Source organism: Shinella zoogloeoides (assembly GCF_033705735.1).
Taxonomy (GTDB): domain Bacteria; phylum Pseudomonadota; class Alphaproteobacteria; order Rhizobiales; family Rhizobiaceae; genus Shinella; species Shinella zoogloeoides_A.
The window spans coordinates 1,482,031-1,495,475 of record NZ_CP131131.1 but is presented as its reverse complement, the minus strand read 5'-3'; the positions used below and the strand labels follow the sequence as shown (position 1 = coordinate 1,495,475).

Sequence of the window (13,445 nt, the reverse complement as noted above, 5' to 3'; positions counted from 1 at the left end):
CGGCAGAAAGCCGGCAGTCCCGGATAAGCAAACGGGAGGGAATTTCATGGCTTTCGAAGGAATCCAAAACGGTATCGGCCGCCGCGGCGTGATGAAGCTCGCGCTTGGCGCGGCGGCGGCGATCGGTGCGCCTACCATTCTGGGGCGCGCAAGCGTCGCCTCCGCACAGACGTCTTTCGCCGGCGAAGGGCTGATCGTCGTTTCCTGGTCGGGCAATCACGAACTCAGCTTCCGTGAAACGGTGGTCAAGTCCTTCAACGAAAAGTACGGCACGCAGGTCGAGACCGTCGGCGGCTGGGACCAGATGATCGCCCAGATCGTGGCGGCGCCGGCCGACAATCCGCCCTTCGACATCACCATCGCCGACGAATACACGACCACGACCGGCATGGCGCAGAATGTCTTCGCCAAGGTCGACCGGTCGAAGATTCCCGGCAACGCCAATGTCTATCCGTGGTTCGACGAGAACCGCGGCCCGGCCAGGGATTACGGCGTGCCCTTCGGCACAGGCTCGCTCTGGATGCTGACCGCCAATTCGAGCGGCCTGAAGCCGGTGAGCTGGAAGGGGTTCTGGGACGACAAGGCGAAGGGCAAGGCGACGCTGGACGCTTCCGCATTCTATTGGGATCTGTGCATCCCCGCGCTGCTCTCGTCGGCCAAGCCCGGTATCGACGAAGTGTTCGGTACGCCCGCCGACGTCGAATTGCTCTTCCAGGAACTCGACAAGCTGAAGGTCGCCAAGTGGTACAAGGACGGCGCAGAGCTCACCAACCTGATGACCCAGGAAGAAGCGGCGGTGGCGATGATGTATTCCGCCGACGCCTACGGTTTCATCAAGGAATACGGCGACGACTTCGAAGCCGCGATCCCTGAGGAGGGCACGGCCTCCTACACGAACTGGTTCATGAAGGTGCGCGGGACCCGGCATTCGGACTTGAGCGATCTCTTCATGAGCTATCTGCTCGAGAAGGAGACCCAGCAGAATTTCCTCAATGCCTCGACGGATTTCATGTCCCTGCAGGGCCTAGAGGCGCCGCCACACTGGCAGAGCTATCCGCGCGACGAGGCAGGCTTGCGCAAGACCTACAAGCTGTTCGGCATCGACGGCTGGGACAAGTTCGGTCCGAACTGGGACGCCTACAGCGTCCGCATGAAGGAAACCATCACCAGGACGACCGAAGGCTGACCCAGCCCTTCCGCGAAGCGTCCGCAGCGGCGCTTCGCGTATTTCGATGCGGAGTTGATTGTTTTGGCAGACACCAATGCACTGGAGCTCGACGGCCTTCGCCGCGTCTTTGGCGGCGTCGTCGCGGTCGACAATGTCTCGGTCGACGTGCGGCGCGGCGAATTCGTCACCCTGCTCGGCCCCTCGGGCTCGGGCAAGACCTCGACGCTCAGGCTGATCGGCGGGTTCGAAAGGCCGGATGCCGGTGCGATCCGCATCAATGGCAGCCGCGTCGATCACCTGCCGGCCTACCAGCGGGATACCACGACGATCTTCCAGACGGGTGCGCTTTTTCCGCACAAGACGGTGGCTGAAAATGTGGCTTACGGCTTGCGCATGCGCGGTGTCGCCAAAGCGGACATTGCGCCGCGCGTGAGGCAGGCGCTCGAGGTCGTCCGCCTCTCCGGCTACGAGGAGCGCTATCCGGCCCAGCTCTCCGGCGGCCAGAAGCAGCGCGTTGCGCTTGCCCGTTCGATGGTGGTGCGCCCGACGATCCTGCTGTTCGATGAGCCGCTCTCGGCGCTCGATCTGTCGCTGCGGCTGCAGCTTCGCGCGGAGATCAGGCGGCTGCATGACGAGATCGGTTTCAGCGCCATCTATGTGACCCACGACCAGGGGGAAGCGATGGCGATGTCGAGCCGCGTCGCCGTCATGCGCAGCGGCAGGATCGAGCAGATCGACCGGCCGGAAAAGGTCTTTGCCGAGCCGGCCAGCGAATTCGTCTATACCTTCATCGGCGAGAGCTGCTGCCTCAGGGCGCAGGTTTCCGCCGGTGCCGCCGCCGACAGCGCCGGCGCGCCGCTGGAGCTGCGTCTCGCCCAGCCGCTCGGCGAGGGCGCGTGGCGCATCTACATCAGGCCAAGCCGGCTGCATCTTGGCCGTGCCGACATGCCGAACGGCCTCAAGGCACGGCTCGATTTCACCGAATTCCTGGGCGATGTCCATCGCTACCATTTCAAGGCCGGCAAACTGGAACTGTTCGTCGACCACCCCGGCTCCGTCGTCCACAAGCCGGGCGACGCCGTCGATATCGGCTGGCAGACGGCCGACATGATGGCCTATCAATGAGCGCGGGCGCTTCGGATATGGCGCCTTCCGGCCCGCGGGGCCCCGGCTGGCGCATGCGTTTGACGCCCTGGCTGTTGATGTCGCCGGCGCTGCTCATCGCCATCGCCTTCTTCGGCCTGCCGATCGCCTTCATGGGGCGCATGAGCTTCAACGAACATGTCGACCAGCGCTTCTATGTGCCGGGCTTCACCTTCGACAACTACGCGGCCATGCTCACGGATCCGACCTTCAGCGCGGCGCTCTGGACGACGATGCGGCTGGCGCTGATCTCGTCCATCGTGACGGTCGCTATCGGATATGTCTTCGCGATGCTGGTCTGGCTGAAGCCGAAACGCTGGCGGCTGGCCTTCATCGCGCTTGCGCTCTGCCCGCTGCTGATCTCGGAAATCTCCATCATCTTCGGCTGGTGGATGTTCTTCCCGAAGAATGGCCTGCTCAGCTATGCGCTCGTCTCCTCCGGCCTGATTACGGACAAGATCAGCCTGATGTATACCGAATTCGCAGCCTTTGTCGGCCTCACCTATGTCACCCTGCCATTCTGCTTCTTTATCCTGCTGTCGATCTTCGACGGCATCGACAAGAAGGTGCTGGAGGCGAGCGCGGACCTCGGGGGCTCGCCCGTGCGCACCTTCTATGAGGTGCTCCTGCCGCTCACCAAGGGCGGGATTGCCGCCTCCTTCGCGCAGTCCTTCATCTGGGCGGTCGGCACCTATGCGACGCCGTCCGCGCTCGGGCCCGATACGCTCTGGACGATCGGCTACCTGATCCAGGAACAGATGCTGGGCAAGCACAACTGGCCCCGCGCCGCCGCCTTCTCGATCGTGCTGACGAGTGGAGTTGCCGTTGTGATGATGATCATCCGCATGCTGACCTCGAAACGGACGGCGCTCAATGGCTGATACGTCCATGCTCCCGACGCGTGATATCGCTGTTGCCCCGGTCGCGAGGCGGCGAATGGACGCCGTGATGCTGCGAGTCCTGGCGCTGGCCTTCACCGTCTTTATCATCGCCTATATCGCGATCCCGGTGATCGTGACGCTCGTCATGTCCTTCAATGACGCGTCGGTGATCCGCTTTCCGATCAAGGCGTGGTCGCTGCGATGGTACGGCGACTTCTTCGGCAGCCCCCAATGGGTCGACGCGCTGAAGAGCAGCGTAATTATCGCGCTCGGCACGACAGTCATTTCCACCGTATCCGGCGTTCTTGCCGCCTGGGCCTTCGAGCGCTTCACCTTCGCCTTCAAGCCGGTTGTCTACCTCCTGATCATGCTGCCGCTCTTCATGCCGGGGGTGGTGCTGGGCCTTGGCGTTGCGATGGCGTTCGGCGATGTGTCGCTGTTCGGCGTCAATATCTACGGGTCGCGCGTATTGGTCATGCTTGCCCATTCTCTCTGGGCGATGCCGCTGGTTTTCATGCTGATGGAGGCGACCTTCCGGACCGTCGATCACCGCATCGTCGAGGCGTCCTACGATCTCGGCGGCCGGCCGGTGCAGACCTTCTTCGAAATCGTCCTGCCCTCCGTCTCCACCGGGATCATCTCGTCGGCGCTCTTTGCATTCGTGATATCGCTCAACGAATTCGTCATGGCCCTGTTCCTGACGACGCGCGATACGCAGACGCTTCCCGTCCTGATGTGGCTGAGCCTGCGCTCGGCCGGCACGCCGCGGCTTGCGGTGGCGTCCGTCATCCTCGCGGCCGCCGTCTTCGTCAGCCTGTCGCTGATCATGGTCTGGTACATCAGGCAACTGAGGAAGACGTGACCAGCCAAGGGGATTATGTGCCTGTCAGCGCCATCCAGGCATCTACTTCCCCGCGGCGTCGAGCAGGGCTCGATGGACACGGTCGGCGAAATCACCGACCGGTCCCTTGGTGGATTTGTAGTCCAGTCCCTGGATCACGCTGACGGTCTTGTCGTCGACGGATATGCAGTGCGAGATGAAGGATCCGCCCGCGGCGGGGCCGCCGCTGATGACGCCGAGCTGGCCTTCGAAGCGGTTGACGATAACGCGGTAGCCCGCCCCCTGAGCCTGCTGCTCGATCAGGTCCGTGCAGGCATCGAGGCTCAGCGCATCCGATGCGGTTCTCTCGACGTGATAGGTGATCATGAACGGATCATCGGCCGCTGCCGCCGGCAAGGCCGCAAGGATGGTAGCCGCCACCGGCATCGCGCAAAACATCTTCATCATGCAAAACCGCCTGTCTTTCCGTTTGTATCCCGGCAATGCCGCCTCATTTCAGGATCAGGGCGATCATGATCGCCGCGAAGGCGAGGAACATGACGCTGCCGAGAAGGATGCTGGTGACCGCCTTGGCCGAAATATAAGTGCCCGCCACGCCGCCGAGGACGGACGGCCACGGATTGCCGTCCTTCTGTCCAAGCGGATACCCGCAGGCGGGGCATGAAAATGCCTTGTCGGATACGTTGCCAGTGCATTCAGGGCATGCGACGAGCGCCATTTCAGCCCCCTCCGATGATGAATTCCACGCGCCGGTTCTGCTGCCGGCCTGCGGGGTTGTCGGACCCGTCCGCATTTTCGTTCGGCGCGACGGGCGTGCTCTCGCCCTTGCCGAACGTCGTCATCCGGGCGTTTACGCCGCTGTCGGAAAGCCAGTGCCGCACGGCGGCGGCGCGGCGTTCCGACAGACGTAGGTTATAGGCGTCCGACCCCTTCGCATCCGTATGGCCGATGATCGCGACCGGGGTATCCGCCAGCGCCTGAAGTGCCTCTGCGAGGCGGGCGAGAACGGGGCGCGCGTCGGTGCGGATGTCCGACTTGTCGAAATCGAACAATATATCGCTCGGCAGGTTCACGATGATGCGCTCGCCCTCCCGCCGTGCGCCAAGTTCGGAAAGCGCAGTTTCCGTCCGCGTCCGCGTCTGCGCATCCATGTTCTTCAATCCGAAGGTGGACGTTCCGGAGGAAACGGATGCGCCGCTCTCCTCCTTGCGCTCGGCAAAGCGGGACGAAGGCAGTGTGAATTCGGCAAATGTCGATGCCCGCTCGCCCACTGCGCCGGCGCCCGTCGTCACCGTATAGGCGGATGCCGTCGCAGGAAGGAAAAGAGAAAGCGCGAGAAGGGCGCCCTTTCTCATTGAGCCAGTTCCAGGGGGATGGTCACGCCCGGCGCGCTGCTGTCGTTTCCGTCATGTGCAGGATTGAAGACGAGGGTCACTTTCGTCACGCCGGCCGGTATGACGCCGGGAAAGACCAGGTCGCCCTCCATCGTCTGCCCGTTGCCGATCCGCATCCAGCGGTTATCGGCGATCTGGCGCAGATGCAGCCGTTCCTGCTCGCCCTCTCCCCATGCGAGATAGGCATTTTCGTCGTCGTTCATGTTGACGCTGTTGGTAACGTGGCTGTCGAAGCTCGCCAGCAACCGGACGGTTGTCGCATCCTGGCCGACAGTAACGGTCTTGACCTGTACCGTCAGGCCGACAGGAACACTGGCCTGACCACCGGTAATCGTGAAGTTGTGCTCCTCGGCATAGGCGGCGGCGGGCAACAGAAGCGTGGCGACAACCATGAATTTCTTCAGCAAGAACGACTCCCCAGAACAGATAGATCGTTCGCCACAAAACAGATGCATTATGACGGAGCTGTGACCGTTTCCCGGAAAAATTGCTGCGCGCTCCCTCTGCGCCGCAGGTGCTCATCGACGATCCTTGCTTTCCCTGAAAATAGCCTTGTCCTCCGCGCAAAGCGGCGCGTGCGGCAGTAGCCTCTTATGGGAGGCAGCGATTGCTCCGATAGTCCCAGGTCTGGCCGCTCTCTATACAGGCACGAAGGGCATTGCGGTCGGGAATGATGCCGGATTTGCCGTAGCTGAGCAGCATTCCGGCGCCTCCCGCAAACGCCCAGATCAGCGCGAACAGGCGGAGCCTTCGGGGCACCGGTTGAAACCAGAGCCAGACCGAAAGGGCGGTGCCGGCGGTGAATGCCAGCGCCATCACGACAAACAGGGCTTCGAACGTCACTGTGCGCCTTACTATATTCCCGGATCGATTCGCCGGTCTCCAATGAACTGCTCAACCATTCACATCGAGGCAATGAGATCAATCCCGTCGAAGCTTCCGGGAAAACGTTGGGGAAACTCCCTCGGCGACAGGATGTCCTTGAATTCGCATGCGAGAACAAGCAGACCTATGCATCGTTCCGGCATGGTCAGCCGGCTTCGCCGCCAACATGGCTCCCATCTTGCCGTCGGGCTTTTCAGGATATTGATATGACACGTTTTTCCGATCCGCAGCGTCTTGAACGACTGATCGAGGGGCTGGACCGGTTCAACGCCACTCCGGGCAAGGGCACGACGCGGCTGACCTACACGCCGGAGTTCCGCCAGGCCAGCGACTATCTGCGCGGGCAGATGGAGGCCGCCGGGCTTACGGTCCGCGAGGACGCGATCGGTAATCTCGTCGGGTGCCTCGTCGGACATAATCCTGCTCTTGCCCCGGTCATGATCGGCTCTCACTTCGATTCCGTGCCGAACGGCGGCAAGTTCGACGGCCCGGCCGGCGTCATTGCCGGTATCGAGATCGCCTTCCTGTTGAAGGAGCGGGGCCTTGTCCCGGAGCGTTCCATCGAATTCGTCGCCATGATCGAGGAAGAAGGCACGCGCTTCGGCGGCGGACTGCTGGCCTCGCGCGTCATGACCGGCAAAGTGGATATGGACGAGTTCCTCGCCTTTGCCGACGATGCGGGGATCACGGTCGCGGATGCGATGCAGGCTTACGGACTGGAACCGGCACAGGCGCCTCTGGCTGTGCGCGAGGCCGGTTCCGTATATGCCTTCCTTGAATTGCATATCGAGCAGGGCCCCGTGCTGGAAGCCCATGCCGACGATGTTGCGATCGTCGACCGTATCGTGGGCCTCGGCCAGATCAGGGCGACGTTCAGAGGTCAGGCGGGCCATGCCGGTACGACGCCGATGAACGTGCGCCGTGACGCGCTTGTCGGCGCGGTGGCGGCGCTGTCGCAATTGCCGGACCTTGCGCGCGCCATCGATCAGGATGCGGTGCTGACCGTCGGCAAGATGGATGTCCGTCCGGGTGGGGCCAATGTGATCCCCGATCTCGTATCCTTCACCGTCGATATCCGCGCCCCCGGGGAAGAGGTCGTCCGCACGCTGATCGATCAGGCCCGTTCGGTAATCGAACGGGTGGGCGGCAACGGACTGGGGGTTGATGTCGAGGAGCAGATATTCCTTCCCCCGGTTCCGCTTTCGGCGGAATTGCATGAAGCCCTGTCGCGTCACGCGGATACGCTCGGCCTGAAACGCCGCACCATGGTCAGCGGGGCGGGGCATGATGCGATGATCATGGCCGATTTCGCTCCTACCGGGCTGGTCTTCGTGCCGAGCCGCAACGGCATCTCGCATGCGCCGGAAGAGTGGACCGGCTACGACCAGCTCGCCAGGGGAGTGGACGTGCTCTTCCTGGCGCTTTGCGAGCTTGCCGGCGCCACGCCGCAGTCATAGACCTCAAAAGCGGTCATGTCGGCTGAATGCGGTCCAGCAAGCGGATGAGGTCGGCCAGCGTGCGCGTATTCATCTTGCGCATCAGGTGACCGCGGCGCACCTTCACGGTGATTTCGCTGACACCGAGATCCGCGGCAATCTGCTTGTTGAGGAGGCCCGTCGCGACCAGCTGCGCCACGTCTTTCTCGCCGCTGGAAAGCGAGGCCCAGCGTCGTGCGACATCGGCATTCGCCGCCTCCCGCAGACGTCTTGTGCGGTCGGCCTCGATCCCGCGATGGACAGCGTCGAGCAGGTCCTGATCGCGGAACGGCTTGGTCAGGAATTCGATTGCCCCGTCTTTCATCGCCTTGACGCCCATGGCGATATCCCCGTGGCCGGTGATCATCACGGTGGGAAGGTGCAGCCCGTATTCGGTCATGTGTTCCAGAAAATCCATGCCGCTCTGGCCCGGCATGCGCACGTCGAGGACGAGGCAGGCAGGTGCGCCGGGCAAATCGAAAGCGAGGAAGTCCTGGACGGATGCGAACGATTTGGCGCGCAGCGAGACCGAGGCGAGAAGGTCTTCCAGTGCCGCGCGGACGGAGCGGTCGTCATCGATGATGTAGACGGTGGGGTCTGCCGTCTTTCCCGTGGGCAGCTGCGGCTTCATTCGATTGCTCCCATCCCCGCCGGCAGGCTGAACCGGGCGATCGCCCCGCCATCCTTGTCGGTCTCCGCCCAGATACGGCCGCCATTGGCCTCAATGATCGAGCGGCTGATGGTCAGGCCGAGGCCGACGCCGTCCTTCTTGGTGGTCCAGAAGGCATCGAAGAGGTGCTCGAGCTCGCCCTGGCGAAAACCCGCGCCGCTGTCGATGACGGAAAAGCGGATGCGATTGCCGTCTTCCGTCTCCGAGACGATTTCCAGCGTCTTCGCGCCGCCTGTTTTCGCCTCGATCGCCTCGACGGCGTTCAGCAGGAGATTGCCGACGACCTGCCCGACCTGAACCCGGTCGGCGAGGATCGCCGGCAGGTCGTGCTGAAGGGAGAGGCGGACCGTTATGCCGCTCCGCTCACCGCGTTCGCCCGCAAGCGCTACGACCTCGCGGACCAGGGCGTTGAAATCGAACCGCTCCCTGTGGGGCGCCTTGCCGCTGGCAAGGCCGCGCACCCGCGCGATCACCGCGCTGGCGCGGTTCGCATCCTCTACGATCCTGTCCGCCGCGCGCTGCGCATTCGCGATGGCTGGAGGCTCCTGGGCCAGCCATCGCCGGCACGCGCCGGCACTGGTGGCGATCGCTGCGAGCGGCTGGTTCACCTCGTGGGCGATCGATGCCGTCAGCTCGCCGAGGCTGGTGATGCGCGCCATGCGCAGCAATCGTTCCCGGCTTTCATGGGCGGCTGCCTCGGCGGCCACGAGTTTCAGGGAAAGATAGGTGGTCACGCCGATTGCCACGATGCTGATGCCGGTATTGACGATCCCCACCTCGTAGGCACCTGAATGGGTGAGGGCGAAGCTCAGCAATGTCAGCGCCACGCAGGCGAAGGCGAGAGCCACGACGGTGCCCGCCGGAAGCAGGCGTGTCGCGACGAGGATGACGGGCGTATAGAAGACGGCTGCCGCAATCGCATAGTCGGTTACGGTATCGCCCACGAAGATGACGACCATGGCGACAGGCAACAGGACGATGGTGAGCACCAGCCTGCGTTCGAGCTTGAATTTTCCGCTGTTTGTCATTGAGGCCGGCCGTCCAGTTGTGCTCGTTTCGGGAATATCATAGCGCGCGCCGCTTGTATCGGACCTCAATCCCTGGTGCTTCCGTCCCAGGAGGCGTCGGAGACCGGCGCCTGCCTTTCCAGAAAGGCGGTGACAGCCTCGATTTCACGCGGATCGACCGCGGTGGAAACGAGTGTTGCCACGATCTCGACCGTATCGTCTCCGCGATCGGCGACTTCGACATCGCTGACCGGATAGTTCGCCTGTTCCAGCCGCTCCACCAGCAGGTCGCGCATTTCGGGCATGGCCTTGCGGCTCGAAATCACGCTGACCTCGTAGGTGGCTTCCGTCGTGCGGTCGTCGATGGGAATGCGGTTGATCATGTTGACGAGCGGACGGAGCAGCGTGTTCCCGGCAAGCACGAAGACGGTCAGCAGCACCGCCTCGGCAAGCATGTCGGTGCCGGCGCAGGCGCCGACCGCCGCCGAACACCACAGCGTTGCGGCTGTGTTCAGCCCGCGCACGTTCATGCCTTCCTTCATGATAACGCCCGCGCCCAGAAAGCCGATGCCGGAGACGACATAGGAAATCACCCGGACCGCTTCCGTCGTGCCGGCGATCCGCTGGGCGAGATCGACGAAGGCGGCGGCTCCCACCGCGACGAGGACGTTCGTGCGCAGCCCCGCCGTGCGCTGCCGATACTGGCGCTCCGCACCGATCAGCGTGCCGAGGAGGAAGGCGGCGGTGAAGGCGGCCGCCGTGTCGAGAAAGGGTAGAAGATCGAATGTCTGCAGGAATTTCATCTCGGGTGGTCCTTTGGGAAAGGGCGGCCTCTACCATCGGCCTTGCCGCAGCAGCCGTATGGCAACGCGGTGGAGATGGGTCGACCAGCGGACCAGCCGCAGCGTTTGCCGCCGGTTCAGAAGGCCGTGACGGGAAAGGCGGACGGCCGACCTGAACAGCACCGCGCCGGCGGCAGCGAAGGCCCAGCAGAGCCAGCGGTCGACAGCCTCCGCCTGCCGCGCGGGCCCGCGAGATGACGGATGCGGCGCGGAGCGGTCTTTCTTGCCGCATGGAGGAACGGATGACGGGCGTGGCATGAAACGATCGACGGGCATATCGGATCTCCCCTCGGCATCGCGGAATGGAGGTTGCGATCGGGCGGCTTCGGCCGCCCGATCGGGGCTGCGGGCCGCGTTCAGAACCATTGGCCGAAGCGGCGGATGTAGATGGTCTTCATCGTCTGGGCGACGACGCAGTAGGAGAAGAGGGTCGCGGCCAGCCAGGGGAAATAGGCCCACGGCAGCGGCTGCAGGCCGACCATCGCGCCGAGCGGCGAGAAGGGGATATAGATGCCGAGCGCGCAGACGAGCCCTGTCATCAGCATGACGGGTAGTGCCGCCGTGCTCTGGATGAAGGGAATCTTTCGGGTGCGCAGCATGTGCACGACCAGCGTCTGCGACAGCAGGCCCTCGATGAACCAGCCGGACTGGAACAGCGACTGGTGTTCCGGCGCGTTGGCGGAAAAGACGTACCACATGAGCGCGAAGGTGGTGATGTCGAAGATCGACGAGGTCGGGCCGATCCAGAGCATGAAACGGCCGATGTTGCGGGCGTCCCATTTGCGCGGCGTCTTCAGGAATTCCCTGTCCATGCGGTCCCAGGGCAGGGAAAGCTGGGATATGTCGTACATCAGGTTCTGGATCAGCAGGTGGATCGCCAGCATCGGCAGGAAGGGGATGAAGGCGCTGGCCACCAGCACGGAGAACACGTTGCCGAAGTTGGAGCTCGCGGTCATGTTGAGATATTTCATGATGTTGCCGAAGGTTTCGCGCCCCTTGACGACACCTTCTTCGAGCACCATCAGGCTTTTCTCCAGCAGGATGATGTCGGCGGATTCCTTGGCGATGTCGGTGCCGCTGTCGACGGAAATCCCGACATCGGCGTCACGCAGGGCCGGCGCGTCGTTGATGCCGTCGCCGAGAAAGCCGACGGTGTGGCCGTTCGCCTGAAGCGCCTTCAGCACGCGCGATTTCTGCAGGGGCGTGAGCTTGGCGAAGATCGTGCGCTCCTCGACAAGCTGCCGCAAGGCCATGTCGTCGAGGGCCTCCATGTCGCGCCCGATGACGGGCTGGCCGGGTTCGAGGCCGACCTCGCGGCAGATTTTCGCGGTGACGACCTCGTTGTCGCCGGTCAGCACCTTTACCGCCACGCCATGCTCGGCAAGGGCGGCGATCGCCGGGCCCGCGGTCTCTTTCGGAGGGTCGAGGAAGGTGAGGAAGCCCTGGACGACGAGGCCGCATTCGTCCTCGATGTCGTAGCGCGTTCTGGCTTCGGTGCCGGGTATCGTGCGCGTGGCGACGACCAGAACGCGGAACCCGTCGGCATTGTAGGCGCGGGCGAGCGCGGTCAGCCGTTTGCGCTCGGCCTCGTCCAGATCGCGCAACACGCCCTGTTCCTCCACGTGCGCCGAGATTGCCAGCATCTCCTCGACGGCGCCCTTGCAGACGAGCAGATGCTCGCCCCGCTCTCCCTCGACCACGACCGACAGCCGGCGGCGCACGAAGTCGAACGGCAGTTCGTCTACCTTGCAATAGTGCGGAAGCAGGGGTTCTCCTGCCGGTCCGGCGAAACGCAGGACGGCCTGGTCCATCAGGTTTCTCACGCCGCTCTGGTGCCGGCTGTTCAGCCAGGCGAGTTGCAGGACGCCGTCATTGCGCTCGCCGTGGATGTCGACATGATGCTCGAGGATGATCCTGTCCTGGGTCAGCGTGCCGGTCTTGTCGGTGCACAGCACGTCCATCGCGCCGAAATTCTGGATGGCGTTGAGCCGCTTGACGACGACCTTGCGCCGCGCCATCGCCACGGCCCCCTTGGCGAGGTTGGACGAGACGATCATCGGCAGCATTTCCGGGGTGAGGCCGACGGCGACGGCGAGCGCGAACAGGAAGGCATCCATCCAGTCGCCCTTGGTGAGGCCGTTGATGACGAAGACGACCGGGACCATGACCAGCATGAAGCGGATGAGCAGCCAGCTCACGCTGTTGACGCCGCGGTCGAAGGCGGTCTCCGCCCGGGAGCCGGCGATGACCCTGGCGAGCGAGCCGAAATAGGTGCGCGGGCCGGTGGCGACGACGATGGCCGTCGCCGTGCCGCTGACGACATTGGTGCCCATGAAGCAGATATTGGGCAGGTCCAGAAGATCCGCCTGGTGTGCGGTGACGGCATCCGCGTCGGCGGATTTCCCGGCAACGGCGCCGAGCGCGTCGTATTTCTCGACAGGCAGGGCCTCGCCCGTCAGGGCGGCCTGGCTGACGAACAGGTCGCGCGATTCGATGAGGCGGATGTCGGCCGGCACCATGTCTCCGGCCGAGAGTCGCACGATGTCGCCGGCCACGATTCCCGCCATAGGCGCTTCGCACATTTCGGGCGTGGCCTCCGCTGTCGGTCGGCGCAGCACCGTGGCCGTGGTGCGAACCATGGCCCTCAGCGCTTCCGCCGCCCTGCTCGAACGGTATTCCTGCCAGAAGCGCAGCAACGCGCTGAGAAAGACCATGATGACGACGATCGCCACGCCGACATAATCGGCATCCTCGCCGGCGCGCAGCGGCAGGATGATATCCGTGACCGTACTGATCGCGGCGAGGACGGCCAGAACGGCGATGAACGGATTGCCGAACGCCAGCAGGAACTGCACGGCTGCGTGCGGCGGCTTGTCATGTGCGACCTCGTTCGGGCCGTCCGACGCAAGGCGCTCTGCTGCCTCCGCGTCGGTCAGGCCGTCGAGGCGGCCCCTGAAATTGGCGAGCGTGGTCTGGATGTCGTTGCGGGCTTCAAGGACCGCCTGCATCGAAAGCGCCCTGTGTTCCTTGCGCGGCGCGGCAGCGGCCTTGCCCTTCATCATCATGTTCATCGTCTTGCTCCTCGTATCGTTCGCCTGCGTGTGGACGAGCGGGTTCGTGCCGTGCGGTGCGATCACGG

The 13,445-nt window shown here is 63.9% G+C and carries 14 protein-coding genes; 5 read left to right on the top strand and 9 right to left on the bottom strand.

From position 1 onward, the window contains the following. Positions 1-46: 46 nt before the first annotated feature. The 4 genes from ShzoTeo12_RS24615 to ShzoTeo12_RS24600 all read left to right on the top strand — a co-directional run bounded on the left by ShzoTeo12_RS24615 (position 47) and on the right by ShzoTeo12_RS24600 (position 4,054). The gene (locus ShzoTeo12_RS24615; RefSeq protein WP_318912868.1) at positions 47-1,186 is read left to right on the top strand and encodes an ABC transporter substrate-binding protein; all 1,140 of its coding nucleotides are present in this window, start codon (positions 47-49) and stop codon (positions 1,184-1,186) included. Positions 1,187-1,249: 63 nt separating this feature from the next. Next, entirely contained in the window at positions 1,250-2,293 is a 1,044-nt protein-coding gene (locus ShzoTeo12_RS24610; protein ID WP_318912867.1) for an ABC transporter ATP-binding protein, read from the top strand. Between the two features lie 53 nt (positions 2,294-2,346). Further along, complete coding sequence (locus ShzoTeo12_RS24605; RefSeq protein WP_162911245.1) at positions 2,347-3,192, top strand: ABC transporter permease; 846 nt, start codon at positions 2,347-2,349, stop codon at positions 3,190-3,192. Between the two features lie 67 nt (positions 3,193-3,259). Next, a complete protein-coding gene (locus ShzoTeo12_RS24600; protein WP_162911244.1) occupies positions 3,260-4,054 on the top strand; it encodes an ABC transporter permease in 795 nt (264 codons plus the stop codon). Between the two features lie 42 nt (positions 4,055-4,096). Here the strand turns inward: ShzoTeo12_RS24600 and ShzoTeo12_RS24595 are convergent, their stop codons facing one another. The 5 genes from ShzoTeo12_RS24595 to ShzoTeo12_RS24575 form a co-directional block, all read right to left on the bottom strand. After that, positions 4,097-4,480: a DUF6180 family protein gene (locus ShzoTeo12_RS24595; protein ID WP_318912866.1), complete on the bottom strand. Its 384-nt coding sequence runs from the start codon at positions 4,478-4,480 to the stop codon at positions 4,097-4,099. Between the two features lie 43 nt (positions 4,481-4,523). Further along, on the bottom strand, positions 4,524-4,751 hold the full coding sequence (locus ShzoTeo12_RS24590; RefSeq protein WP_318912865.1) for a hypothetical protein: 228 nt from the start codon (positions 4,749-4,751) through the stop codon (positions 4,524-4,526). Between the two features lies 1 nt (position 4,752). Continuing rightward, positions 4,753-5,388 (bottom strand): OmpA family protein, encoded by a 636-nt coding sequence (locus ShzoTeo12_RS24585; protein WP_318912864.1) that lies wholly within the window; start codon positions 5,386-5,388, stop codon positions 4,753-4,755. Continuing rightward, on the bottom strand, positions 5,385-5,834 hold the full coding sequence (locus ShzoTeo12_RS24580; protein ID WP_318912863.1) for a hypothetical protein: 450 nt from the start codon (positions 5,832-5,834) through the stop codon (positions 5,385-5,387). Before ShzoTeo12_RS24580 ends, ShzoTeo12_RS24585 begins: the two co-directional genes overlap by 4 nt. A 184-nt stretch (positions 5,835-6,018) precedes the next feature. Further along, positions 6,019-6,270: a hypothetical protein gene (locus ShzoTeo12_RS24575; protein ID WP_318912862.1), complete on the bottom strand. Its 252-nt coding sequence runs from the start codon at positions 6,268-6,270 to the stop codon at positions 6,019-6,021. 248 nt (positions 6,271-6,518) lie between these two features. On the opposite strand from ShzoTeo12_RS24575, the gene ShzoTeo12_RS24570 reads away from it, so the two are divergent. Beyond that, positions 6,519-7,769: a Zn-dependent hydrolase gene (locus ShzoTeo12_RS24570; protein ID WP_318912861.1), complete on the top strand. Its 1,251-nt coding sequence runs from the start codon at positions 6,519-6,521 to the stop codon at positions 7,767-7,769. Positions 7,770-7,782: 13 nt separating this feature from the next. On the opposite strand, the gene ShzoTeo12_RS24565 is transcribed toward ShzoTeo12_RS24570, so the two are convergent. The 4 genes from ShzoTeo12_RS24565 to mgtA form a co-directional block, all read right to left on the bottom strand. Beyond that, entirely contained in the window at positions 7,783-8,418 is a 636-nt protein-coding gene (locus ShzoTeo12_RS24565) for a response regulator transcription factor (protein WP_318912860.1), read from the bottom strand. Continuing rightward, positions 8,415-9,485, bottom strand: a complete 1,071-nt coding sequence (locus tag ShzoTeo12_RS24560; protein ID WP_318912859.1) for a sensor histidine kinase — start codon at positions 9,483-9,485, stop codon at positions 8,415-8,417. The genes ShzoTeo12_RS24565 and ShzoTeo12_RS24560 overlap by 4 nt, the downstream gene beginning before the upstream one ends. A gap of 65 nt (positions 9,486-9,550) precedes the next feature. Then, positions 9,551-10,267 carry an MgtC/SapB family protein gene (locus tag ShzoTeo12_RS24555; protein ID WP_318912858.1) on the bottom strand — a complete coding sequence of 239 codons (717 nt, stop codon included), beginning with the start codon at positions 10,265-10,267 and terminating at the stop codon, positions 9,551-9,553. 395 nt (positions 10,268-10,662) lie between these two features. Then, complete coding sequence (gene mgtA, locus ShzoTeo12_RS24550) at positions 10,663-13,377, bottom strand: magnesium-translocating P-type ATPase (RefSeq protein ID WP_318914363.1); 2,715 nt, start codon at positions 13,375-13,377, stop codon at positions 10,663-10,665. Positions 13,378-13,445 lie beyond the last annotated feature (68 nt).

Bases quoted from the DNA above. Each gene is read 5' to 3' on its own strand.
- ShzoTeo12_RS24615 (WP_318912868.1), top strand. From the start codon at position 47: ATGGCTTTCGAAGGAATCCAAAACGGTATCGGCCGCCGCGGCGTGATG.
- ShzoTeo12_RS24605 (WP_162911245.1), top strand. From the start codon at position 2,347: ATGCGTTTGACGCCCTGGCTGTTGATGTCGCCGGCGCTGCTCATCGCC.
- ShzoTeo12_RS24600 (WP_162911244.1), top strand. From the start codon at position 3,260: ATGCTGCGAGTCCTGGCGCTGGCCTTCACCGTCTTTATCATCGCCTAT.
- ShzoTeo12_RS24595 (WP_318912866.1), bottom strand. From the start codon at position 4,480: ATGATGAAGATGTTTTGCGCGATGCCGGTGGCGGCTACCATCCTTGCG.
- ShzoTeo12_RS24590 (WP_318912865.1), bottom strand. From the start codon at position 4,751: ATGGCGCTCGTCGCATGCCCTGAATGCACTGGCAACGTATCCGACAAG.
- ShzoTeo12_RS24585 (WP_318912864.1), bottom strand. From the start codon at position 5,388: ATGAGAAAGGGCGCCCTTCTCGCGCTTTCTCTTTTCCTTCCTGCGACG.
- ShzoTeo12_RS24570 (WP_318912861.1), top strand. From the start codon at position 6,519: ATGACACGTTTTTCCGATCCGCAGCGTCTTGAACGACTGATCGAGGGG.
- ShzoTeo12_RS24565 (WP_318912860.1), bottom strand. From the start codon at position 8,418: ATGAAGCCGCAGCTGCCCACGGGAAAGACGGCAGACCCCACCGTCTAC.
- ShzoTeo12_RS24560 (WP_318912859.1), bottom strand. From the start codon at position 9,485: ATGACAAACAGCGGAAAATTCAAGCTCGAACGCAGGCTGGTGCTCACC.
- ShzoTeo12_RS24555 (WP_318912858.1), bottom strand. From the start codon at position 10,267: ATGAAATTCCTGCAGACATTCGATCTTCTACCCTTTCTCGACACGGCG.
- mgtA (WP_318914363.1), bottom strand. From the start codon at position 13,377: ATGAACATGATGATGAAGGGCAAGGCCGCTGCCGCGCCGCGCAAGGAA.